We start from the raw sequence: 21,283 nt of genomic DNA on the forward strand, positions 1-21,283 counted from the left end.
TCCTCCTGACTACATATTCTTATTTTTCAACAGCATTCTCTACCAAGAAGGTAACAGCCTCCTGAACTGCCATATCTTCTTTCATCTGTTTCTTTTCATTGTCGCTCATGAACTCTTTGAGCTTATCAACTTCCATCTTATAAGCTTCTGCCATCTTAGCCAGCTCTTCATCTAACTTTTCATCACTGATCTCAATGTTCTCAGCTTTTGCAATTGCCTCTAATACAAGACGTGTCTCGATACGTTTGATTGCCTGAGGTCTCATCTCTTCTAACATCTTGTCAGCAGTCATTCCTGTAAACTGGAAGTACTGTTCCATAGTAAGTCCCTGAGACTGGATTCTCTGACCGAAGTCTTCTACCATCTGTAAAGCCTGAGTCTCGATCATAGCCTTTGGAATCTCATACTCTGCATTCTTAACAGCCTGTTCAACAACCTGATCTTCCTGCTTTGTCTTGCCTTCAGAAGCTTTCTGTTCTTTAATCTTTGCCTTAATATCAGCTTTGTATTCTTCTAATGTGTCAAATTCTGAAACTTCTGCTGCGAATTCATCATCAATCTCCGGAAGTTCTTTTGCCTTGATCTCATGGATTGTACATTTGAATACAGCTGCTTTTCCTTTCAGATCTTCTGCATGATAATCTTCTGGGAATGTTACATTGACTTCTACTTCTTTTTCAGCTTCAGCGCCAACCAATTGCTCTTCGAAGCCCGGGATAAATGATCCGGAACCAATTGTCAGCGGATAGTTCTCTCCTTTACCGCCTTCGAAAGCAACGCCATCAACAAATCCTTCAAAATCAAGGATTACTTCATCTCCATCCTGTACCGGACGGTCCTCTACTGTAATTGTTCTTGCGTTCTTCTCAGCTTCTTCCTGAACCTTTGCATCTACTTCCTTCTGTGTGACACGTGTAGAGATCTTATCTACTTCAAGTCCTTTGTACTCACCAAGAGTAACCTCTGGCTTTGTTGCAACTTCTGCTGTAAAGATAAATGGCTTTCCTTTTTCGATCTGAACAACATCGATCTCTGGTCTGGATACGATCTCAAGTTCACATTCATCATATGCATCTGCGTATGCCTTTGGAATCAGAGCATTTGCTGCATCATCGTAAAAGATCTCTGCGCCGTACATTTTTTCAATCATCTGACGTGGTACTTTTCCTTTACGGAATCCTGGAAGAGAGATTTTGTTTTTCTGCTTCATATAGGCACTCTGAAGCGCTTTCTCTAAATCATCGGCAGAAACTTCAATGGTAAGTTTTGCCATGTTTTTTTCTAATTTTTCTACCTGTAAACTCATTTACTATTTCCTCCTGTTTCTATACTCTTTCGGGTTGCCTATCTTTCGGTAGTCGGGAAGATGGGCAGACTATACTACATTACATTCACCAAAGAAGTATAACACAAAGCTTCTGAAATATCTAGCCTTGAATTTCATCTAACCGAAGTATTTTTCGGATTAATTGGTCCATATCATCCTCATCAATGTAATATTCCTTGTCTTTATCCTGTTTTACATGAAGAACTACACTTTTCTTTTCCCCATATTGGCTGTCCATATAAGCGACTTCCAAAAGTTCATAGGCATGATTCACGATATCATTTAATATCTGTTGAGTAGTCTCTTCCTCCGATGCGCCTTCATACTCTCCATTTTTTATCTTCTGAGCGACTTTTAACGAATCTTCCGTCAAAAGCTGCTGAAAATCTACGAATACATCAGACGGATGAATCTCAACCGTTACTTCATATTCTCCTTTACCTGTCTTCTTGGCTTCTTTCACGTTATAACGCATAGTCGTGAATATCTTAGATACCAGTTCTGCAAACTGCGATGTCTTCGTGTCGCTCATCTCAATCTCATTCGTAATGTTACTGGAAACAAACTGATCAATCGAATCACGGTACATCTGCATCAAGGATTCTTCCGTTGCATCTTTTGAATACTTCTTCGCCTGTGTAATGTCTCCCTGAAAGGTCAGATCAAGAACTGCCTGTACATATCCGGCTGCATCAAACTTTTTTCCACATCCTGTCACTGTTAACATTAACACCACGATCAACACGCACAGTTTTCCCCACTTTTTTCGCTTATTCATCACCATTTTCATAGTCGCTTCTCTTAATAATATATGATTGCTTCTGCAATCTCAGCTGTCTTTTCTGGTCCTGACAGGACTTCAATTAATTTCAGTGCAAAGTCTATCGCCGTTCCAACTCCCCGACTGGTAATGATATTGCCATCCACTGTTACATTCGCTCCAGTCATAACCGCACCTTGAATCTCCTTTTCCACAGATGGATAACAGCTGACACGCTTTCCTTTCAGTAATCCCAGATTGCCAAGTACCGTTGGTGCTGCACAGATTGCTCCAACATATTTTCCCTCGTTATAAAAATCTTTTACAACTCTACGGACACCTTCATGCTCATTCAAATTCGTGGTCCCCGGCATTCCTCCCGGCAGAACAATCATATCAGATTCCACAAAATTAACCTCTTCAAACAGATCCTCTGTCTGGACATTGATTCCATGTGCTCCATGAACCGTATATTCTTCTGTAGTGGAAACAGTATCCACATAAATTTTTGCTCTTCTAAGTAAATCAACCACTGTCAGTGCTTCAACTTCTTCAAATCCATCAGCTAAAATTACACTTACTTTTTTCATCACTATCATCCTCCTTAACATTTGATTCTAACACCGTTTACTTTTGGTGTAAACTATATTATGATACCTATAATGCTTTTTTTGATTTATAGACAGGAGGTCCGAAACATTGGAAATAGAACGTAAATATCTCGTACAGCAACTGCCTGAATCTCTGAGCGGCTATCCATGCCGAATTATTGAACAAGGCTATCTCAATACCGATCCCGTTGTACGCATCCGACGTGACAATGAAAAATATGAGCTTACTTATAAATCCAAGGGATTTATGACACGAATGGAATACAATCTTCCATTGACACAGGAAGCTTATGAACATCTTCTCACTAAGATTGATGGGCGTCTTATTCAAAAGAAACGTTATATGATTCCCTTGAACAATGATCTTGCTGCAGAACTGGATATTTTTGAAGGCGATCTCGCGCCTCTTATTCTTGTCGAAGTAGAATTTCCCTCGGAAGAAGCCGCACTTGCCTTTGTCCCACCATCCTGGTTCGGGGATGATGTTACTTTTTCTGGTAAATATCACAACAGTACTCTCAGCAAATTGTAAAGCAACATTTTGTTGCTTTATTGTATTTTGAAACGATTCGATGCATAGATATCTATTTATTGGCCAAATTGCTATACTAACAAGAGAAATGCCTTGTAGGAGTTGACATTATGCCTAATATACAGTTAGCCAATAACTTAAAATATCTACGAAAAAAGCACAACCTGACTCAGACTACTCTGAGTCAGATTCTGAATATATCCAGACAGGCGTACTCAAACTATGAGACCAGTAAGCGCACACCTGACTTGGATTCTCTTCTGCAGCTTACGACTTTCTATCAGGTTAACCTGAACGATCTCGTTCTCGGCAACCTTCAAGACACGACGATCTATTCTGACAAAGTATCAGAAACTGTAGTTCCTTATACTTTTGTCAAAGACAAAAAAACCGGCAATACCATCTATCTCACAGATGAAGAACTGGATCTTATCACCCAGTTCCGCACACTTTCTAAAGAGAATAAACAGATCATTACCGGTTTTCTTCACTCTAATTCCAAAAATTCTGTTTAATCAGACAGTGCAAATCCATCATGTACTGCATTCATTGCTTTATCAATATCTTTCTTTGGAACCAGCACTGTAATGCGAATTTCAGAGGTAGATATCATATTAATATTTACTCTGGAATTATAGAGAGATTCGAACATCTTTGCCGCAACTCCTGGATTACTCATCATTCCAGCTCCTACGACTGACAATTTTGCGACATCTTCATTCCATGTGATGTCCTGAATTGTAAGTCTTTCTTTATTCTCTCCTAACACCTTAATTGCTTCTTCCAAGTCGTCGGATGCTACCGTGAAGGAGATATCCTTGGTACCTTCTCTTCCGACAGACTGAAGGATGATATCCACATTAATGTTGTTTCCTGCAAGTGTGTCAAAGATAGCAAATGCGATTCCCGGCTTATCCTGTACTCCAATCACAGAGATTCTGGCTGTATTCTTATCGGCTGCCACACCTGTTACTAACAATTTTTCCATACCTTTTCCCTCCTTGACCACGGTTCCTTCCGAGCGATTCAAACTAGATCGTACTACTAACTCAACATTGTATTTTTTCGCCATTTCTACCGAGCGGTTGTGAAGTACCTTTGCACCGAGACTTGCCAGCTCCAACATCTCATCATATGTAATCTCGTCAATCTTTCTGGCATTCTTCACCACCCTTGGATCAGCAGTATAGACACCATCTACATCCGTATATATCTCGCATTTATCCGCATGAAGAGCTGCCGCCAACGCCACTGCTGTTGTGTCTGATCCACCTCTTCCCAAGGTTGTAATATCATCATATTTATTCACACCCTGAAAACCAGTGACAATAACAATCTTTCTGGAATCAAGTTCATGAAGAATTCGCTCGGTCTCTACACGTTTAAAACGTGCATTGCCATAACGAGAAGTAGAATGCATTCTTACTTGAAAAGCATTCAATGAAACTGCTGGTACATCCAGTGACTGCATTGCCATAGCCATCAATGATACCGACACCTGCTCACCTGTCGTAAGGAGCATATCCAGTTCTCTTTTCTTCGCCTTTGGATTAATCGTATTTGCCAATTCCAGCAATTCATCTGTTGTATCCCCCATAGCAGAAAGTACAACCACTATATCGTTTCCATTTTTATAATCTTCAATGCAACGTTTTGCAACATTGAAGATACGTTCCTTGTTGGCCACAGAACTGCCGCCAAATTTCTTTACAATTAGCATAATTCCTCCTGTAACAAGTGTCCAATTAACCGGTAGCCGTCTGCCCAGTTTCTCCCCGTTGAAGCCGCAGTCTTCTCATTATATGTCGGAAGTCCCGCCTGTGAACCGGTACTATCATACAATAGATATGGGATTGGCTCTCCCGTATGTGTACGAACTTCAATTGGGGTTGGATGATCCGGCAAAAGCAGAATTCTAAAATCTTCCTGTGCCTGTTTTAATCCATCCACCACAATATTCAACACCTTTTTATCGACATTCTCAATTGCTGTTATTTTATCCGGAATACTTCCCTGATGTCCCATCTCATCTGGAGCTTCTACATGAATATAAGCGAAATCATACCCATCTTTTGTCAATGTTTTCACAGCTGCCTGTGCCTTTCCTTCATAATTAGTATGAAGTCCGCCATTGGCACCTTCTACAATGATACGGTCCATGCCGGCTCCTACCGCAATCCCTTTCAGAAGATCGACAGCAGAGATCATAACACCTTTCTTGCCTGTGCGCTCCTCAAATGACGTCAATGCCGGTTTCTTTCCAGCGCCCCAGAACCATGCAGAATTGGCCGGATGCAATCCATTCTTTCTGCGCTCTATGTTCAACGGATGATTTTCCAGAATATCATAGCTTTTCTTCATCATATCCCGAAGGACTTCATCTTCCGGCAGATAGTCTCCAATTCGTTTCGTCAGAATATCATGAGGAGGTGTAAGTTCAACCACTTTACCATTCTTCCAGATCAGAAGATGACGGTAACTGGTTCCTACATAGAATTCATATCCTTCCTTTTTCAGACCTTCTTTCAGTGCTTCAACAAGAATCGCTGCATCTTCTGTACTGATCTCATCCGAACTGTGATCGATAATCGTACGGTCCTCATAAGCGCAATCCTCTTCTGACAGAGTCACTATATTGCAGCGGAATGATACATCTGTATCTTCCATGTCCACGCCAATACTAAGTGCTTCCAACGGAGAACGCCCCGTATAATAAATCTTCGGATCATATCCCATAACTGCCAGATTAGCGGTATCACTTCCCGGTGCCATTCCTTCCGGAACCATAGATGCCATCCCTAGTTCAGAAACTGGTGACAAGGCATCCATTGTCGGTGTATTGGCAGCCTCTAATGTCGTCCTGCCATCCAACTCCTCCAATGGTCTCCCGGCCATCCCATCACTAAGTACTACCACGTATTTCATAATTATCTCTCTCCCATTCCTTCTAGTCTTCAATACGTATCATATGTAATATCTGATCTTTGTAGATATTTGCTCTGGTGTCGTAATCTCCTTCCATCATCACCGGCGTCGTGAAGCCAAATTCGCCTTCCAGCCCTTCTGCTTTAACGATCTCCACATCACCAAACGAATCCTGAAGCTTGGGCAACATCTCATCAGCATTTCCTTTCATACGGATAAAGAAACGACGTTTTGCATCAGCCTTATCTTCCAAATGCAGTTTTTCCTGCTTCCACATCGTCATGATGTTGCGATTCAGATGCTTTGCTGCATCCACAACGTCTGCCACTACCGCACTTGCTGTCGGAAGCTTTCCTGCGCCACTTCCATAGAACATTGCATCACCAAGGACGTTGCCATGCACAAAGATTGAATTAAAGACTCCATTTACATTGTAAAGTGGGTGCTCTGGATATAACATGCAAGGTGCAACAATCGCATGAAGACGGTTTCCAGCATAGCGCTTGCTGGATGCAAGCAGTTTGATGGTTGTTCCCATCGCTTTTGCATATTTCATATCTTCCACAGTAATTTCTGTAATTCCCTCACAATAGATATCTTCAAAATCCACCTGCTGTCCAGAGATCAAAGAAGATAAGATTGCAATCTTACGACACGCATCATATCCTTCCACATCAGCCTCAGGATTGCGTTCTGCATATCCATTTGCCTGTGCTTCTTTTAACACTGTATCGTAATCAGCCCCCTCATAGAACATCTTCGTCAACATATAATTTGTTGTTCCATTCAGAATTCCAGTAATCTCTTCAATCTCATCAGCTGTCAGAGACGAATTCAATGGACGGATGATTGGAATTCCACCTCCGACACTTGCCTCAAACAAGAAATTAATGTTATGTTCTTTCGCAATTGACAACAGCTCCGCACCATGCTTCGCTACCAGTGCTTTATTGGAAGTCGCCACACTCTTTCCTGCCTGCAGACATCTTTTCACAAAAGTATAGGCTGGTTCAATTCCTCCCATAACTTCTACAACAATCTTAATCTCATCATCATTCACGATAGTCTCAAAATCATGAATAATCTTATCCTGAACAGGATCTCCCGGGAAATCTCTCAAGTCAAGTACATATTTAATATTTAATTCATCACCTATTCTCTGGTTGATACGTGCTCCATTGGTATTGACAACCTCTACCACTCCTGAACCAACCGTTCCATAACCCATAACCGCTATATTTACCATATGTTCCTCCCTCAATTATCTTACAGTTTCTTTCAGATATGCATTTATGAATATATCAATATTGCCATCTAATACCGCATTCACATTGCTGCTCTCCACATTCGTTCTGTGATCTTTCACCAATGTGTATGGCTGCATAACATAAGAACGAATCTGATTGCCAAATCCAATTTCTTTTACTTCACCTCGGATATCTGATACTTTTTCTGCCTGTTCCTGCTCTTTCATGAGCTGAAGTTTTACCTTCAGCATCTGCATTGCTTTTTCTTTATTAAAATGCTGAGAACGTTCATTCTGGCATTGTACCACAATCCCTGTGGGAAGATGCGTGATTCGAATCGCAGAAGACGTCTTGTTGACATGCTGCCCACCCGCTCCGCTGGCACGATAGGTATCTATCTTCAGATCATCATCAGCAATCTCAATATCTATCTCATCTTCAATGTCTGGCACTACATCACAGGATGCAAAGGATGTCTGTCTTTTTCCAGCCGCATTGAATGGCGATATTCTCACAAGTCTGTGAACGCCTTTTTCCGACTTTAGATACCCGTAAGCATTTTCACCATTCACCTCGAATGTAACCGTCTTAATTCCTGTAATATCTCCATCCAGATAATCCAACACCTGAATCGTAAATCCTTTTCGTTCTGCCCAGCGGCTGTACATTCGATAGAGCATGCTGGCCCAGTCACAGGATTCCGTTCCTCCGGCACCAGCATGAATCGTAAAAATTGCATTACAGGAATCATACTCACCAGACAACAATGTCTGAATCCGTAACGATTCGAACGCTTCTTCAAACTCCTGAATCTCTTTTTCAATCTCTTTTGGCATCGAAGGATCGTTTTCTTCATATGCCATCTCAATCAACAGATTGATATCATCATAAGAAGCATATAATTCGTGAATAATCTTTACCATATCCTGAAGACTTTTCAGTTCTTTCATAAATCGCTGAGACTCTTCCGGATTATCCCAGAACCCAGGTTCTTCTATCTTTCGTTCCAGTTCTTCTATCCGTCTTTCCTTGCCTTCCAGGTCAAAGTGAATCCCTCATCTCGGCAAGAGGCTCTTCATAGGCATTCATAACAACTTTAAACTGATCTAATTCAACCACTTTTTCACCTCTTTCTATTTTTTACGTCCACAACACTGCTTGTACTTCTTTCCACTTCCGCATGGACATGGATCATTCGGATATACTTTCTTCTCTGCACGCTTCTTAGGAGCACGAACAGCACTTTCATCCTTATTGGTTCCAGTTACCTTCGCTACCTGTTCTCTCTCTACCTTCTGTTCAATTTTCACATGGAACAGCGCGCGAATCGTATCTTCCGTGATACTCTTTGTCATATGATCGAACATGTCGTACCCAATCATCTTATATTCTACTTTTGGATCTCTCTGTCCATAGGCCTGAAGGCCGATTCCTTGACGCAGCTGATCCATATCGTCAATATGATCCATCCATTTTGCATCTATGACTTTAAGCAGAATAACACGTTCGATTTCACGAATATGCTCTGGTTCCGGGAATTCAGATTCCTTGGCTTCATATGCCTTTGTAGCACGCTCTTTCAAAAGATGCTTCAACGCTTTCTGGCTTATGTCTTTGACATCTTCTTCTGTAACAGGCGCCATCGGGATCGTATTATGAATGGTAAGATTTAACTCTGCAAGATTCCACTCATCATAATCCTGATCAGCACTGATGACCATATCTACAATATTCTCCACATAATCATTGATCATATGGAAGATAGAATCACGCATGTTCTCACCATCCAGAACACGTCGTCTCTCTTCATAGATGATCTCTCTCTGCTCATTCATGACCTGATCATATTCTAACAGATTCTTACGAATCCCAAAGTTATTGCTTTCTATCTTCTGCTGTGCTTTTTCAATTGCACTGGACAGCATCTTATGCTCAATCTGTTCTCCTTCTTCTACTCCCAGGGTAGTAAATACACTCATCAATCTTTCAGATCCGAACAGACGCATCAGATCATCTTCCAGCGAAATATAGAAACGGGACTCTCCCGGATCTCCCTGACGTCCGGAACGTCCGCGCAGCTGATTGTCAATTCGTCTGGATTCATGACGTTCCGTACCAATAATCTTCAATCCTCCAGCTTCTCTTGCTTCTTCATCCAGTTTAATATCTGTACCACGACCTGCCATGTTAGTTGCAATCGTTACAGCATCATGGACACCTGCCTGGGCAACGATCTCAGCTTCCATCTCATGGAACTTCGCATTCAACACGTTATGTTTAATGCCACGTCTTTTTAACATGCCACTCAATAATTCAGAATTCTCAATCGTAATGGTACCTACAAGTACAGGCTGATGCCTTGCATGTGCCTCTTCAATGGCATCACATACTGCCTTAAATTTTTCTTTTTGTGTCTTATATACCGCATCTTCAAGGTCCTTTCGAATAACCGGGACATTGGTTGGAATCTCAATAACATCCATGCCATAGATCTGACGGAATTCCTGTTCTTCTGTCAGAGCAGTACCAGTCATACCTGCCTTCTTGGCGAATTTATTAAACAGATTCTGGAAAGTAATGGTAGCCAGAGTCTTGCTTTCTCTTCTTACTTTTACATGTTCTTTTGCTTCAATTGCCTGATGAAGTCCGTCGGAATAACGACGTCCCGGCATTATACGTCCGGTAAACTCATCTACGATCAGGACTTCGTCATCTTTTACTACATAATCCTTATCTCTGAACATCAGGTTATGAGCGCGAAGTGCAAGAATAATATTGTGCTGAATCTCAAGATTTTCCGGATCAGCAAGGTTATCAATATGGAAGAACTGCTCAACCTTCTTCACACCATCTTCTGTCAGGTTGATATTCTTCTCCTTTTCATTAACGATAAAATCGCCTGTTTCTTCAATATCTTCTCCCATGATGGCATTCATCTTGGTGAACTCTCCGCTTGCCTCGCCACGTTCCAGCTGACGTGCCAGAATATCACATGCATCATAGAGCCTAGTAGATTTTCCACTCTGTCCTGATATGATCAACGGAGTCCTGGCTTCATCGATCAACACAGAGTCTACTTCATCGATAATGGCATACTTCAATCCCCTCTGTACCAGTTGTTCCTTGTAAATGACCATATTATCTCTCAGATAATCAAAACCAAGCTCATTGTTCGTGACATATGTGATATCGCAATTATAAGCAGCACGGCGTTCATCATTATCCATGCCATTCAATACAACACCTACGGTAAGGCCAAGAAATTCATGTACTTTTCCCATCCATTCCGCATCACGCTTTGCCAGATAATCGTTGACAGTGACAATATTTACACCTTCGCCGGTCAACGCATTCAGATATGCCGGCAATGTCGATACCAGAGTCTTTCCTTCACCGGTCTTCATCTCCGCGATACGTCCCTGATGAAGAATAATACCTCCGATCAACTGTACACGGTAATGCTTCATACCAAGAGAACGGTAAGCAGCTTCTCTTACAACTGCAAACGCTTCCGGAAGGATATCATCCAATGTCTCTCCGCCTGCAAGCCTTTCCTTAAATTCTCTGGTCTTATCTTTTAATTCACTGTCCGAAAGCTTCTGCATCTCTGGCTCCAGCGCCTCGATTGCATCCACGATTGGATAGATTCTCTTTAATTCATTTTCACTATGTGTTCCGAAAATTTTCTGTATTAAACCCATATTGACTTAATGCTCCTTGTCATTCATTTGGTCATAATATGACCACTCTATCCCTCATTCTAACACTATCTATATTTCAATTCAACAAATTCATAAAGTATTTACAAACTGTTAATTTTCCTGCAACTCTCTTCGGATGCCTGACAACTAAAGTGCTTCACCGTCTGATAAGGGATCTTCCCTCCAAACAGATCCAACGCGCTTCCAATGGTAAAGTCCAGTTTCCCCTGGGAAATCGTCTGAAAATGCTTCAGATCCTCCAGACTTCCGATTCCACCTGCATATGTGATGGGGATCTGATCTTGCCTGCATAAGATCGCAATCAGTTCCTCTTCCACGCCGGAAGCTTTTCCTTCTACATCTACTCCATGTACCAGAAATTCATCACAATATTCTGCGATTCTATATAACACTTCCGGATCCAGTTTTACCTGTGTAAATGTCTGCCATCGGTTTGTCACTATATAATATTCCCCGTCCCTTTTCCGGCAACTCAGATCAATGACAACATGCTCTTTTCCGACAGTTCTGCGTAAGCTATCCATTCGGTCCCATCGGATGATTCCATCCTGGAATACATAAGAAGTCACAATGACATGACTTGCACCTGCACCGATATATTCTTCTGCATTCTCAGAAGTAATGCCACCGCCAATCTGAAGTCCTCCAGGATATGCCTCCAGCGCCTTCAGCGCCTGTACTTTTGTCTGTTCATAGTATTGGGAAGACGGCGGATTCAGAAGAATCACATGTCCACCTTTTAATCCATCCTTTCGGTACAAACGTGCAAAATAATCCGCATCCTGAACAGCGGAAAAATTCTCAACCGCCTGATCGTTTTCATCCGTCAGGCTACCGCCTACGATCTGTTTTACTTTTCCATTGTGTATGTCAATACATGGTCTGAATCTCATACTTATGTATCTCCTCGCAAATATCATTCTTATCGTGATATTTTATCACACTAAAGCAAAAAAAACTATATATGATCATAAAATCTCTGATTTTAGCAAATCAGCAGGGCACATTACATGTCCTGCTGATTGAATACACTATCGTTTTTCTGTTGTATTATTATTGACATTGTCGTTTGTGTTATTGACATTGTCATTCGTATTGTTTCCGTTTTCGTTGGTTCCATTTCCATTCAGCGCATCTCCCACATCATCTACACCGTCACGGATATCATCACCAATCTCATCGGCAACTCCATTATTATTGTTATCATACGTGGTACCATCTGTTGCACCGTTGGTCGTATTGTTCTGATCTGTCGCTGCGTTGTTATTTGCCGCATTATCATCTGCGTTTCCATTGCTGCCACATGCAGTTATTCCCATCATCACTCCAGTACACATAAGAATCAATACTAATTTTTTGAACTGTTTCATGTCTTAATCTCCCTTTCATGTATATTCATCTATAATCAAGTATTACTTGTTGCTAGTAATATTTGCAAATCATAGAATTCTATACTTTTTTCTGACTGGGATATTTTTACATTATAAACGTTCTGCAATTTTACCACTTCGATAAGCTTCCAACAGACACTCCAGATCTTCAATCTGTTCCTTCAGATCTTTTCCGATATCTGTATCCCCTACCAGTTTCCGTTCCAATACTCTTTTTACGACAATACTGTCTGAATGAATATCACTTTCCTTTTCAATTGCCGCCTCGGTTGACTCGAACGGCTCATGGGCCGCAAGAATCAGACCATAAGAATTATAGATCAGTGTATATCCGGCAATTCCGGTTTCTTTTTGGTATGCTCTGGAAAATCCTCCGTCAATGACCAGCACTTTACCGCCACATTTGATCGGACTCTCTCCATTCTTCGTCTTCACCGGCACATGTCCGTTAATAATATGTCTGCATTCATTCTGGAGTCCGAATTCATCCATGATCCTATCCACAACTTTTTCATTCTCTAACAGACAATAATATGGATTCTTCTTCTCTTTATGTGTCTCTTTTTCCGCAAGGAAATATCGTTCAAAGGTTGCCATCTTATCCTTGCCGAATAACGGAGAATTTTCACTCAGCCAGATATACCACATCATATCCTTACCACGTTCCTTTTCTTTGCCATCCAACGCATAGAATCCTTTGCGGACATAGCTTTCCAGAACCTCATACAAGCCTTTTCCTTTATAGGAATGCCCATAGATACGAACATTTTTCAAGCTGCCATCTTCATTCAGAGGAACACATCCATGATACAGAAGATTGTTATTATATACTTTATATAATCCACCTTTATTCAACAGGAACCTCATATGGCGCTGTAACTTTTCACAATTCAGGAAAGCCCGCTCCAGTCTTTCCATAATATCTTCTTCTTCTTTCGTCAGCGCATAAGGTTTCTTCGGATCAATCGTCGGGAAATTCTTGTCCAGAAGTTCATATGTCTTACCATCCAATTCAATCGTTCCAGCTTCATAATCAATATGATGCAAAAGATTTCTCTTTTCCATCTTAAATCCCGGATTCTTCTTGATAATCTGTCCTTCCACTTTGAACTGAATGATTGAAATTGCCTTATGCATCTTGATATTCATCAGTTTCTCGCCTGGTGTATGTCCGGAATCAGCCTTCAGCTGAAAACATTCACACGGATCATCCTTATATACATTCAGTGCAAAGGTTGCAAGCGGAAGCAGATTGATTCCATATGCATCTTCCAAAATGTCCAGATTTCCATATCTCGCACAGATTCGGATCACATTGGCAATGCAGCCTCTCTGCCCTGCTGCAGCTCCCATCCACAACACATCATGATTTCCCCATTGAATATCAATAGAGTGATACTCCATTAATTTATCCATGATAATATGTGGTCCTGGACCTCTGTCGAAAATATCCCCAACAATATGCAGATGATCCACCGTTAACCGCTGAATCAGTTCGCTCAAAGCAATAATAAATTCTTCTGCTCTTCCTATTCTGATAATCGTACTTACGATTGCATTGTAATAAGATTCCTTATCGCTGATATCCGCCTTTTCCGTAATCAATTCTTCAATTACATAAGCAAAATCTGCCGGCAATGCTTTTCTGACTTTTGACCGTGTATATTTACTTGCCGCACATTTGCAGATCTCAATCAACCGATACAGAGTAATCTTATACCAGTCTTCCATGTTCTCTTCTTCCTTCTTGATCCGATCCATCTTTTCTTTCGGATAATAAATAAGAGTAGCAAGGGTCTGTTTATCCTTACTACTCATAGTATTCCCGAATACATCGTCGATTTTACGGCGCACGGAACCAGAGCCATTCTTCAATACATGAGAAAATGCCTCATATTCCCCATGAATATCCGTAAGAAAATGCTCTGTGCCTTTCGGCAAATTCAGAATCGCCTGTAAGTTAATAATCTCTGTCGACGCTTTAGCGATGGTTGGATAAAGTTGAGAAAGTCTTTCTAAATAACGTACCTCTAACTCTTTCATAAAATCCTCCATTTTGCTCGCTTCGCTCGCTAGGAAATCAAAACCTCTCCATGTGGGTTATCCGTTCCCAGTAAATTTATAATACAGTTCCTCTAGAACTGAATTACATCGGACATATCGTATCTTCCAGCTGGTTTTCCAGCAAGGAATTTGGCTGCTTCAACTGCACCTTTTCCAAACACAGCTTTTGAATAAGCAGTATGCTTGAATTCGATAACTTCATCAGCCCCTGCGTAGATCACTTCATGATCCCCGACAATTGTTCCGCCACGAACAGCCGAGATCCCAATCTCTTTCTGATCACGTTTCTTGCGCACCTGACTTCTGTCATACACATAAGTATATTCATTATTCATTGATTCATTAATAGAATCAGCCAGTGCAAGTGCGGTTCCACTCGGTGCATCCAGTTTCTGGTTATGATGCTTTTCCACCAGTTCAATATCAAATCCTGCCGGTGCCAGTACTTTCGTTGCATCTTTTAAAAGTTTCATAAGCAGATTGATCCCCAGCGACATATTTGCCGACTTCAAAACTGCAACCTTTTTAGACGCTTCTTCTACTTTTGCCAGCTGCTCCTCAGACAGTCCGGTTGTACATAAAACCACCGGTATCTGCTTCTTCACACAATAATCAAGAAGTCCATCTGCAGCTGCTGCATTGGAAAAATCAATGATAACATCTGCTTTTACATCACATTTTTCAATGCTGTCAAATACCGGATAATCATTAGCAAGACCGGTATATGTATCAACTCCTGCCACAAATTCTATTGCTTCATCTGCTTTGACAAGGCCTGTGATCACCTGCCCCATTCTGCCATTGCATCCATGCATAATTGCGCGTATCATCTTCTGTCCTCCTGCCTTATGCCAATTGAATTCCAAAATCCTTCATCGCCTGTGCCAAAGCCTTCTCATGCTCTGGAGTCAGTTCTGTCAACGGCATACGAAGCGGTCCGCAATCCTTGCCCATCAATGCCATTGCTTTTTTAACCGGGATCGGATTAACTTCACAGAATAACTGTTCAATCAACGGAATTGCCTTTAACTGAAGTGCTGCGCTTCCTGCCACATCCCCTTCAAAGAACTTTGCACAGATATCATGTGTCTCCTGTGGCGCAACATTAGAGAGAACAGAAATGACACCTTTTGCCCCAAGAGAAAGTAACGGTACAATCTGGTCATCATTTCCAGAATACAGATCAATGTTGCCATCTGTCAGAGACATGATCTTTGCCACCTGTGATATATTACCGGAAGCTTCTTTTACTCCTACGATATTATCAACATTTTTTACGAGTTCTGCCACTGTTGCCGGTTCAATATTACAACCAGTTCTGCTGGCAACACTATACATGATAATCGGAGTTTTTACCTCTTTTGCCACAGCCGTATAGTGAGCAATCAATCCTGCCTGAGTTGCCTTATTGTAATAAGGTGTTACAAGCAAAAGACCATCTGCTCCATGTTCTGCCGCATCCTTAGACAATTCAATTGCTGTTCTTGTGCAGTTAGAACCTGTTCCCGCAATCACCGGAATTCTTCCTTTTGCTCTTTCAATCGTGAATCTGACGCACTCTGCATGTTCCTCTTCTGTCATAGTAGCAGACTCTCCGGTCGTTCCGCAGATAACAATGCTGTCTGTTCCATTTGCACAGTGATAATCAATTAATTCATCCAGTTTATCATAATTAATACTTTCATCTTCATTAAATGGTGTGACGATTGCCACGCCGGCACCTGTAAAAATAGACATAGTAATCCTCCTGACTTTCATAATAATCTATTGAAATTCTATCATCAATCAAATATGATGTCAATGAAAGTCTCTGCCGGATTCTTAATCTTCCAGACATTCCAGCTTGCTGACAGATACTTCATATGCCGTTCTTTTCTCAGTCTCTGTCTCCGTCAGTTTCTTAATATATTCCCTACTCTGAATCCGTCCAATAATCTGAACATGCTCACCAACTTCAAAAGCCGAAGCAAATCTTGCATTTCTTCCCCAACAAATGCATGGTATGTAATCTGATTTGCCATATGGCCGGTTGACAGCCAGCAACAGGTCTGCAATCTCTCTTCCAAGTGGTGTCTTTCGATACACTGGCAATTTACAGATATAGCCATCCAGAAAAATATTATTCGTCTTTGCTCCATCCAGTTCCTCATCAATAAATTCTGCTTCTCTTACAAACACCGACAGAACCAGACGGTTCTTTTGTTCATCATGTCTGTTATAAGAGCGGAACTGTCCACTTACCATAATGAATTCTCCCGTATAATCCTGCGTCACATCAATCAGGCGTTCTGAGATCATAAGCGGAATCCGGTCTTCCGAATTACTGAGACGTTTTACATTAACATCCACCATATAAAAGCCCTCTCCGTACACCTCATGGCTGAATGTAAAAGGTGATGCAATCTCTCCCATAATCGTTACCTGGTTGTTTTCAATAATCTTATCTGACATAATTTTACAATCTCCCTTCCTCTGAATCGTATTTTGAGTTGTCAAGCATCCTGCGAAAATCCCCATAGTTTTGCAGGGTCATTACATAGTCTATGAAGGGAGTTACTATTTTAGAACTAAAATACTTGTAAATTTTTCGAAATGTGATAAACTAATGAAGTTGCATATATTAATAGGTAGAGAAAAGGAAGATTGGTATGAATACAAAACGTGAAGATGTACGTAATATAGCCATTATCGCCCATGTCGACCATGGTAAAACAACATTAGTAGATGAACTTTTAAAACAAAGCGGTGTATTCCGAGAAAACCAGGAAGTAGAAGAGCGCGTCATGGACTCTAACGATATCGAAAGAGAACGTGGAATTACGATTCTTTCCAAGAACACTGCCGTATATTATAAAAATACAAAAATCAACATCATTGACACCCCCGGGCATGCCGACTTCGGCGGCGAAGTAGAACGTGTCTTAAAAATGGTAAATGGTGTCGTTCTGGTAGTTGATGCTTTTGAAGGTGCCATGCCGCAGACCAAATTCGTACTGCGCAAGGCTCTGGAATTAGATCTGCCAGTAATCGTTTGTATCAACAAGATTGACCGTCCAGAAGCAAGACCTGATGAAGTTATTGACGAGGTCTTAGAATTATTCATGGATCTTGATGCTTCTGATGAACAACTTGACTGTCCTTTCGTCTATGCATCTGCTAAAGCAGGCGTTGCTGTATTGGATCTGACCGATGAAGAGCGTGACATGAAGCCTCTCTTCGAGACCATTTTAAGTTACATTCCTGCACCGGAAGGAGATCCTGATGCAGACACACAAGTACTGATCAGCACCATTGATTATAACGAATATGTAGGTCGTATCGGCGTCGGAAAAGTAGATAACGGTACGATCAGAGTTGGTATGGATGCCATTGTTGTAAATGAACATGATCCAGAACGTCAGGAAAAAGTCCGTATCAGCAAACTATATGAATTTGACGGTCTGAATAAAGTAGAGGTAAAGGAAGCTACGATTGGATCTATTGTTGCTATTTCTGGAATCTCCGACATTTCTATCGGAGATACGATCTGTTCTCCTGAAAATCCAAAAGCAATTCCTTTTCAGAAGATTTCAGAACCTACAATCGCAATGCAATTTATTGTAAATGACAGTCCATTTGCAGGTCTGGAAGGAAAATATGTAACTTCCCGCCACTTACGTGACCGTCTGTTCCGAGAATTAAACACAGATGTCAGCCTTCGAGTTGAAGAAATGGACAACACCGACAGTTTTAAAGTATCTGGACGTGGCGAGCTGCATCTGTCTGTTTTAATCGAAAATATGCGCCGTGAAGGATACGAATTTGCAGTCAGCAAGGCTGAGGTTCTGTATAAAAAAGATGAGAACGGTAAATTACTAGAACCTATGGAGGCAGCTTACATTGATGTCCCAGATGAATTCACCGGTACTGTTATCGATAAACTCAGTCAAAGAAAAGGTGAATTGCAGAATATGGGAGCCTCCAATGGCGGTTATACCCGTCTGGAATTCCGAATTCCAGCCCGTGGATTGATTGGTTACCGCGGTGAATTTTTAACAGATACCAAAGGAAATGGTATTATGAATACGGCTTTTGATGGATATGCTCCATATAAAGGTGATATTCAGTATCGTAAACAAGGTTCTCTGATTGCTTATGAGACCGGAGAATCTGTCACTTATGGATTATTCAGTGCTCAGGAGCGTGGTGTCCTCTTTATCGGACCTGGAGAAAAAGTATATTCCGGTATGGTTATCGGAGAAAATGCAAAGACCGATGATATCGAAGTCAATGTATGTAAGACCAAACATCTTACCAACACTCGTTCTTCCAGTGCAGACGAAGCACTTCGCCTGACACCACCAAAAATCCTTAGTCTGGAAGAAGCACTTGACTTTATTGATACCGATGAATTACTGGAAGTAACTCCAAAAACCCTTAGAATCCGCAAAAAGATCTTAGATCCTAAGATGAGAAAACGAGGAAATAAATAATGACATTTTTATGGCTGTTGGAAGGAATTCGCACTCCTTTCTTAGATAAATTGATGCAACTAATCACTTATTTTGGCCAGGAACTGATTATCATAGCGGTTATCTGCGTACTTTACTGGTGCGCGGATAAGCGCTTTGCTTATCTCCTGGGATTTACGTACTTTACTGCCGGCTTGTGTGTTCAATCCCTGAAAATCACTTTCCGTATCCCAAGGCCCTGGATTCTGGATCCAGATTTTACAGCTGTAAAGAGCGCCGTCCCAGGCGCGACCGGATATTCTTTTCCAAGCGGTCACACACAAGGAGCCACCTGTCTGTTTTTTCCACTGGCTTTAAAGGCTCAAAATATTTGGTGCAAAATTCTCTGCATCCTTGCCTTTTTGTCTATCGGTTTTTCCAGAATGTATCTGGGATGCCACACTCCAAAAGATGTATTGGTATCTATGCTGATTTCTATTCTGGTATCTCTTGTTATCTGGAAATTTCAGACATTTTTACTGGATGATTCACGTTATCTGAAACAGATTGCCAGCATTCTGGCACTTTTGTCATTTGCCGTGGCTGCCTATGCTCTTGTCCTGAAAAGCAATGGAACAATTGAGACAAAATACGCCACAGACTGCTGTAAAGCCGCCGGTGCAGGCCTTGGATTCGCCATTGGCTGGTACATTGAACGGACAAAAATGAATTTCGATACACATACCGGAAATATCGTCACACAGATTCTGAAGCTAATCATTGGACTGATCATTGCACTTTTGATTAAAGAGGGCTTTTCCACGATCTTTGGAAGTTCCATCTTGGCAAAAATGGCAGAATATTTTATACTGGTTTTATGGGTACTTGTTATCTATCCATTTATATTCAGTAAAATATTAAGGAGAAATGTATGCAGCAATATATAGCTAATTTTTTGAAACGAATAACTGAAATCTTGGAATTCTTTATTTCCATTATGCTGGCCATCGGAATCGTTCTTTTATGTATCCGTATGGCTGCTTCCTTAGGTAATATTCCTGATCTCAGTATCTGGCCGAACTATGACGATCTTCTTGAAACCTGCTTCAACCTTATCATCGGTGTTGAGTTGATTCGAATGATGTACTATCATACTCCCAACACTGTATTTGAAGTATTGCTTTTCGCAATTGCCCGCCAGATTATCATTGATCACTCTTCCATCTGGGGAAGCCTGATTGGTGTATGTGCAATTGCAGTATTGTTTGCCACACGAAAGTTCCTTTTCTGTGAATTTGATATATCTGAGGCCACCATTTTTCGGGCAAGCACAAAAGTATCATCTATTAATAAGCTCTTAAATATCCACATCCCTTATAAGGAACATGAGACCTTGCTTGATGTGACCATGCAGAAGCTAGAGGAGACCGAGACAGGATGTCATGTCGGCGCATGTGTCTATTTTGCAAATGTCGGTCTTCGTATTGCCAAAGTACATGATGGAAAAATTTCAAGAATTGAAGTAATACGTGCTATACATTAGTCTTCAAACGTGTTATACTACATATATCAGATAGATTACTTGTCTTGCCGTAAATTGTCAGACTAATCTTCTGAAATTATGTCGAAAAGGAGTTGGACAGCATGAAGTTTATCATTATTGGGAAAAACATCGATGTAACACCTGGTTTAAGAGAATCCGTTGAAAGCAAATTAGGTAAACTAGAGAGGTATTTTACTTCTGACACGGAGATTCACGTAACATTGAGCATCCAGAAAGAGCGTCAGAAAATCGAGGTAACCATCCCTGTAAAGGGTGACATTATCCGTTCTGAGCAGGAAAGCAATGATATGTATGTTTCTATTGATCTGGTAGAGGAGGTCATCGAACGCCAGCTTCGCAAATATAAAAACAAATTGATTGCAAGACATCAGGAAGGCGGCAATTTCAAACAGGAATTTATTGACGCAGAAGACACTGCAGAGGATGAAAACGAGATTAAGATCGTCCGTACGAAAAAGTTTGGATTCAAACCAATGTATCCTGAAGATGCATGTGTACAGATGGAACTTCTCGGACATGACTTCTACGTATTCTGCAACGCAGAGACAGATGAAGTCAACGTAGTTTACAAAAGAAAAAATGGAACCTACGGCTTAATCGAACCAGAATTTTCATAAAGCTACAAGCAATAAAAAAATAAAAAAAGAGGTTACCAGAGCATTCATGCTCTGGTAACCTCTTTTTTTATTTTTTCATGGCGACAGCCATGA

Annotated in this window: 20 protein-coding genes; 6 read left to right on the plus strand and 14 right to left on the minus strand. The window is 41.1% G+C overall.

The window, feature by feature from the left end; all coding sequences use genetic code 11:
* Positions 1-19: 19 nt before the first annotated feature.
* The 3 genes from tig to ACQRD1_RS01660 all read right to left on the minus strand — a co-directional run bounded on the left by tig (position 20) and on the right by ACQRD1_RS01660 (position 2,677).
* The gene (gene tig / locus ACQRD1_RS01650; RefSeq protein WP_235231696.1) at positions 20-1,306 is read right to left on the minus strand and encodes a trigger factor; all 1,287 of its coding nucleotides are present in this window, start codon (positions 1,304-1,306) and stop codon (positions 20-22) included.
* 121 nt (positions 1,307-1,427) lie between these two features.
* Positions 1,428-2,117 carry a hypothetical protein gene (locus tag ACQRD1_RS01655; protein WP_427786852.1) on the minus strand — a complete coding sequence of 230 codons (690 nt, stop codon included), beginning with the start codon at positions 2,115-2,117 and terminating at the stop codon, positions 1,428-1,430.
* Between the two features lie 11 nt (positions 2,118-2,128).
* Entirely contained in the window at positions 2,129-2,677 is a 549-nt protein-coding gene (locus ACQRD1_RS01660) for a DJ-1 family glyoxalase III (protein WP_427786853.1), read from the minus strand.
* Positions 2,678-2,786: 109 nt separating this feature from the next.
* Here ACQRD1_RS01660 and ACQRD1_RS01665 point away from each other — a divergent pair, with 109 nt between their 5' ends.
* Together ACQRD1_RS01665 and ACQRD1_RS01670 are read left to right on the plus strand one after the other, a co-directional pair.
* A complete protein-coding gene (locus ACQRD1_RS01665; RefSeq protein WP_347376473.1) occupies positions 2,787-3,230 on the plus strand; it encodes a CYTH domain-containing protein in 444 nt (147 codons plus the stop codon).
* A gap of 110 nt (positions 3,231-3,340) precedes the next feature.
* Positions 3,341-3,745: a helix-turn-helix domain-containing protein gene (locus tag ACQRD1_RS01670; RefSeq protein ID WP_235231701.1), complete on the plus strand. Its 405-nt coding sequence runs from the start codon at positions 3,341-3,343 to the stop codon at positions 3,743-3,745.
* Here ACQRD1_RS01670 and ACQRD1_RS01675 read toward each other — a convergent pair.
* The 11 genes from ACQRD1_RS01675 to ACQRD1_RS01725 all read right to left on the minus strand — a co-directional run bounded on the left by ACQRD1_RS01675 (position 3,742) and on the right by ACQRD1_RS01725 (position 17,030).
* Positions 3,742-4,950 (minus strand): aspartate kinase, encoded by a 1,209-nt coding sequence (locus tag ACQRD1_RS01675; protein WP_427786854.1) that lies wholly within the window; start codon positions 4,948-4,950, stop codon positions 3,742-3,744. The two genes, ACQRD1_RS01670 and ACQRD1_RS01675, sit on opposite strands and share 4 nt — an antisense overlap.
* Positions 4,944-6,155, minus strand: coding sequence for a cofactor-independent phosphoglycerate mutase (locus ACQRD1_RS01680; protein WP_427786855.1), 1,212 nt, complete (start codon positions 6,153-6,155; stop codon positions 4,944-4,946). The genes ACQRD1_RS01675 and ACQRD1_RS01680 overlap by 7 nt, the downstream gene beginning before the upstream one ends.
* Before the next feature lie 22 nt (positions 6,156-6,177).
* Positions 6,178-7,401 carry a homoserine dehydrogenase gene (locus ACQRD1_RS01685; protein WP_235231705.1) on the minus strand — a complete coding sequence of 408 codons (1,224 nt, stop codon included), beginning with the start codon at positions 7,399-7,401 and terminating at the stop codon, positions 6,178-6,180.
* 15 nt (positions 7,402-7,416) lie between these two features.
* A protein-coding gene (gene prfB / locus ACQRD1_RS01690; protein ID WP_420370566.1) for a peptide chain release factor 2 occupies positions 7,417-8,521 on the minus strand; the annotation gives its coding sequence in 2 pieces (ribosomal slippage) (positions 7,417-8,457 and positions 8,459-8,521; 1,104 coding nt in all).
* Between the two features lie 14 nt (positions 8,522-8,535).
* Positions 8,536-11,103 carry a preprotein translocase subunit SecA gene (gene secA, locus ACQRD1_RS01695; protein ID WP_235231707.1) on the minus strand — a complete coding sequence of 856 codons (2,568 nt, stop codon included), beginning with the start codon at positions 11,101-11,103 and terminating at the stop codon, positions 8,536-8,538.
* Positions 11,104-11,204: 101 nt separating this feature from the next.
* Positions 11,205-12,017: a phosphoribosylformimino-5-aminoimidazole carboxamide ribotide isomerase gene (gene hisA, locus ACQRD1_RS01700; protein WP_427786856.1), complete on the minus strand. Its 813-nt coding sequence runs from the start codon at positions 12,015-12,017 to the stop codon at positions 11,205-11,207.
* 138 nt (positions 12,018-12,155) lie between these two features.
* Positions 12,156-12,494, minus strand: coding sequence for a hypothetical protein (locus tag ACQRD1_RS01705; RefSeq protein ID WP_235231710.1), 339 nt, complete (start codon positions 12,492-12,494; stop codon positions 12,156-12,158).
* A gap of 111 nt (positions 12,495-12,605) precedes the next feature.
* On the minus strand, positions 12,606-14,558 hold the full coding sequence (locus tag ACQRD1_RS01710; protein WP_235231711.1) for a fructose-1,6-bisphosphatase: 1,953 nt from the start codon (positions 14,556-14,558) through the stop codon (positions 12,606-12,608).
* A 92-nt stretch (positions 14,559-14,650) separates the two neighbouring features.
* Entirely contained in the window at positions 14,651-15,409 is a 759-nt protein-coding gene (gene dapB / locus ACQRD1_RS01715; RefSeq protein ID WP_235231712.1) for a 4-hydroxy-tetrahydrodipicolinate reductase, read from the minus strand.
* A 16-nt stretch (positions 15,410-15,425) separates the two neighbouring features.
* Positions 15,426-16,316, minus strand: a complete 891-nt coding sequence (gene dapA / locus ACQRD1_RS01720) for a 4-hydroxy-tetrahydrodipicolinate synthase (RefSeq protein ID WP_347376470.1) — start codon at positions 16,314-16,316, stop codon at positions 15,426-15,428.
* An 84-nt stretch (positions 16,317-16,400) separates the two neighbouring features.
* A complete protein-coding gene (locus ACQRD1_RS01725; protein ID WP_235231715.1) occupies positions 16,401-17,030 on the minus strand; it encodes a single-stranded DNA-binding protein in 630 nt (209 codons plus the stop codon).
* Between the two features lie 197 nt (positions 17,031-17,227).
* Between ACQRD1_RS01725 and typA the strand changes: the two genes are divergently transcribed.
* The 4 genes from typA to hpf all read left to right on the plus strand — a co-directional run bounded on the left by typA (position 17,228) and on the right by hpf (position 21,190).
* A complete protein-coding gene (gene typA, locus ACQRD1_RS01730; protein WP_235231716.1) occupies positions 17,228-19,051 on the plus strand; it encodes a translational GTPase TypA in 1,824 nt (607 codons plus the stop codon).
* Positions 19,051-19,956: a phosphatase PAP2 family protein gene (locus ACQRD1_RS01735; protein ID WP_347376468.1), complete on the plus strand. Its 906-nt coding sequence runs from the start codon at positions 19,051-19,053 to the stop codon at positions 19,954-19,956. The genes typA and ACQRD1_RS01735 overlap by 1 nt, the downstream gene beginning before the upstream one ends.
* The gene (locus tag ACQRD1_RS01740; protein WP_235231719.1) at positions 19,941-20,552 is read left to right on the plus strand and encodes a transporter; all 612 of its coding nucleotides are present in this window, start codon (positions 19,941-19,943) and stop codon (positions 20,550-20,552) included. Before ACQRD1_RS01735 ends, ACQRD1_RS01740 begins: the two co-directional genes overlap by 16 nt.
* Positions 20,553-20,653: 101 nt before the next feature.
* Entirely contained in the window at positions 20,654-21,190 is a 537-nt protein-coding gene (gene hpf, locus ACQRD1_RS01745) for a ribosome hibernation-promoting factor, HPF/YfiA family (RefSeq protein WP_235231721.1), read from the plus strand.
* The last annotated feature ends 93 nt before the right edge of the window (positions 21,191-21,283 follow it).

It is taken from the genome of Bariatricus sp. SGI.019, from assembly GCF_050315235.1.
In the GTDB taxonomy this organism is placed as follows: Bacteria; Bacillota; Clostridia; order Lachnospirales; family Lachnospiraceae; genus JAFBIX01.

Bases quoted from the DNA above. Each gene is read 5' to 3' on its own strand.
- ACQRD1_RS01710 (WP_235231711.1), bottom strand. From the start codon at position 14,558: ATGAAAGAGTTAGAGGTACGTTATTTAGAAAGACTTTCTCAACTTTAT.
- dapB (WP_235231712.1), bottom strand. From the start codon at position 15,409: ATGATACGCGCAATTATGCATGGATGCAATGGCAGAATGGGGCAGGTG.
- ACQRD1_RS01725 (WP_235231715.1), bottom strand. From the start codon at position 17,030: ATGTCAGATAAGATTATTGAAAACAACCAGGTAACGATTATGGGAGAG.
- ACQRD1_RS01670 (WP_235231701.1), top strand. From the start codon at position 3,341: ATGCCTAATATACAGTTAGCCAATAACTTAAAATATCTACGAAAAAAG.
- ACQRD1_RS01655 (WP_427786852.1), bottom strand. From the start codon at position 2,117: ATGAAAATGGTGATGAATAAGCGAAAAAAGTGGGGAAAACTGTGCGTG.
- ACQRD1_RS01680 (WP_427786855.1), bottom strand. From the start codon at position 6,155: ATGAAATACGTGGTAGTACTTAGTGATGGGATGGCCGGGAGACCATTG.
- ACQRD1_RS01685 (WP_235231705.1), bottom strand. From the start codon at position 7,401: ATGGTAAATATAGCGGTTATGGGTTATGGAACGGTTGGTTCAGGAGTG.
- tig (WP_235231696.1), bottom strand. From the start codon at position 1,306: ATGAGTTTACAGGTAGAAAAATTAGAAAAAAACATGGCAAAACTTACC.
- hpf (WP_235231721.1), top strand. From the start codon at position 20,654: ATGAAGTTTATCATTATTGGGAAAAACATCGATGTAACACCTGGTTTA.
- ACQRD1_RS01735 (WP_347376468.1), top strand. From the start codon at position 19,051: ATGACATTTTTATGGCTGTTGGAAGGAATTCGCACTCCTTTCTTAGAT.
- typA (WP_235231716.1), top strand. From the start codon at position 17,228: ATGAATACAAAACGTGAAGATGTACGTAATATAGCCATTATCGCCCAT.
- ACQRD1_RS01660 (WP_427786853.1), bottom strand. From the start codon at position 2,677: ATGAAAAAAGTAAGTGTAATTTTAGCTGATGGATTTGAAGAAGTTGAA.
- ACQRD1_RS01675 (WP_427786854.1), bottom strand. From the start codon at position 4,950: ATGCTAATTGTAAAGAAATTTGGCGGCAGTTCTGTGGCCAACAAGGAA.
- hisA (WP_427786856.1), bottom strand. From the start codon at position 12,017: ATGAGATTCAGACCATGTATTGACATACACAATGGAAAAGTAAAACAG.
- dapA (WP_347376470.1), bottom strand. From the start codon at position 16,316: ATGTCTATTTTTACAGGTGCCGGCGTGGCAATCGTCACACCATTTAAT.
- ACQRD1_RS01705 (WP_235231710.1), bottom strand. From the start codon at position 12,494: ATGAAACAGTTCAAAAAATTAGTATTGATTCTTATGTGTACTGGAGTG.
- ACQRD1_RS01740 (WP_235231719.1), top strand. From the start codon at position 19,941: ATGCAGCAATATATAGCTAATTTTTTGAAACGAATAACTGAAATCTTG.
- secA (WP_235231707.1), bottom strand. From the start codon at position 11,103: ATGGGTTTAATACAGAAAATTTTCGGAACACATAGTGAAAATGAATTA.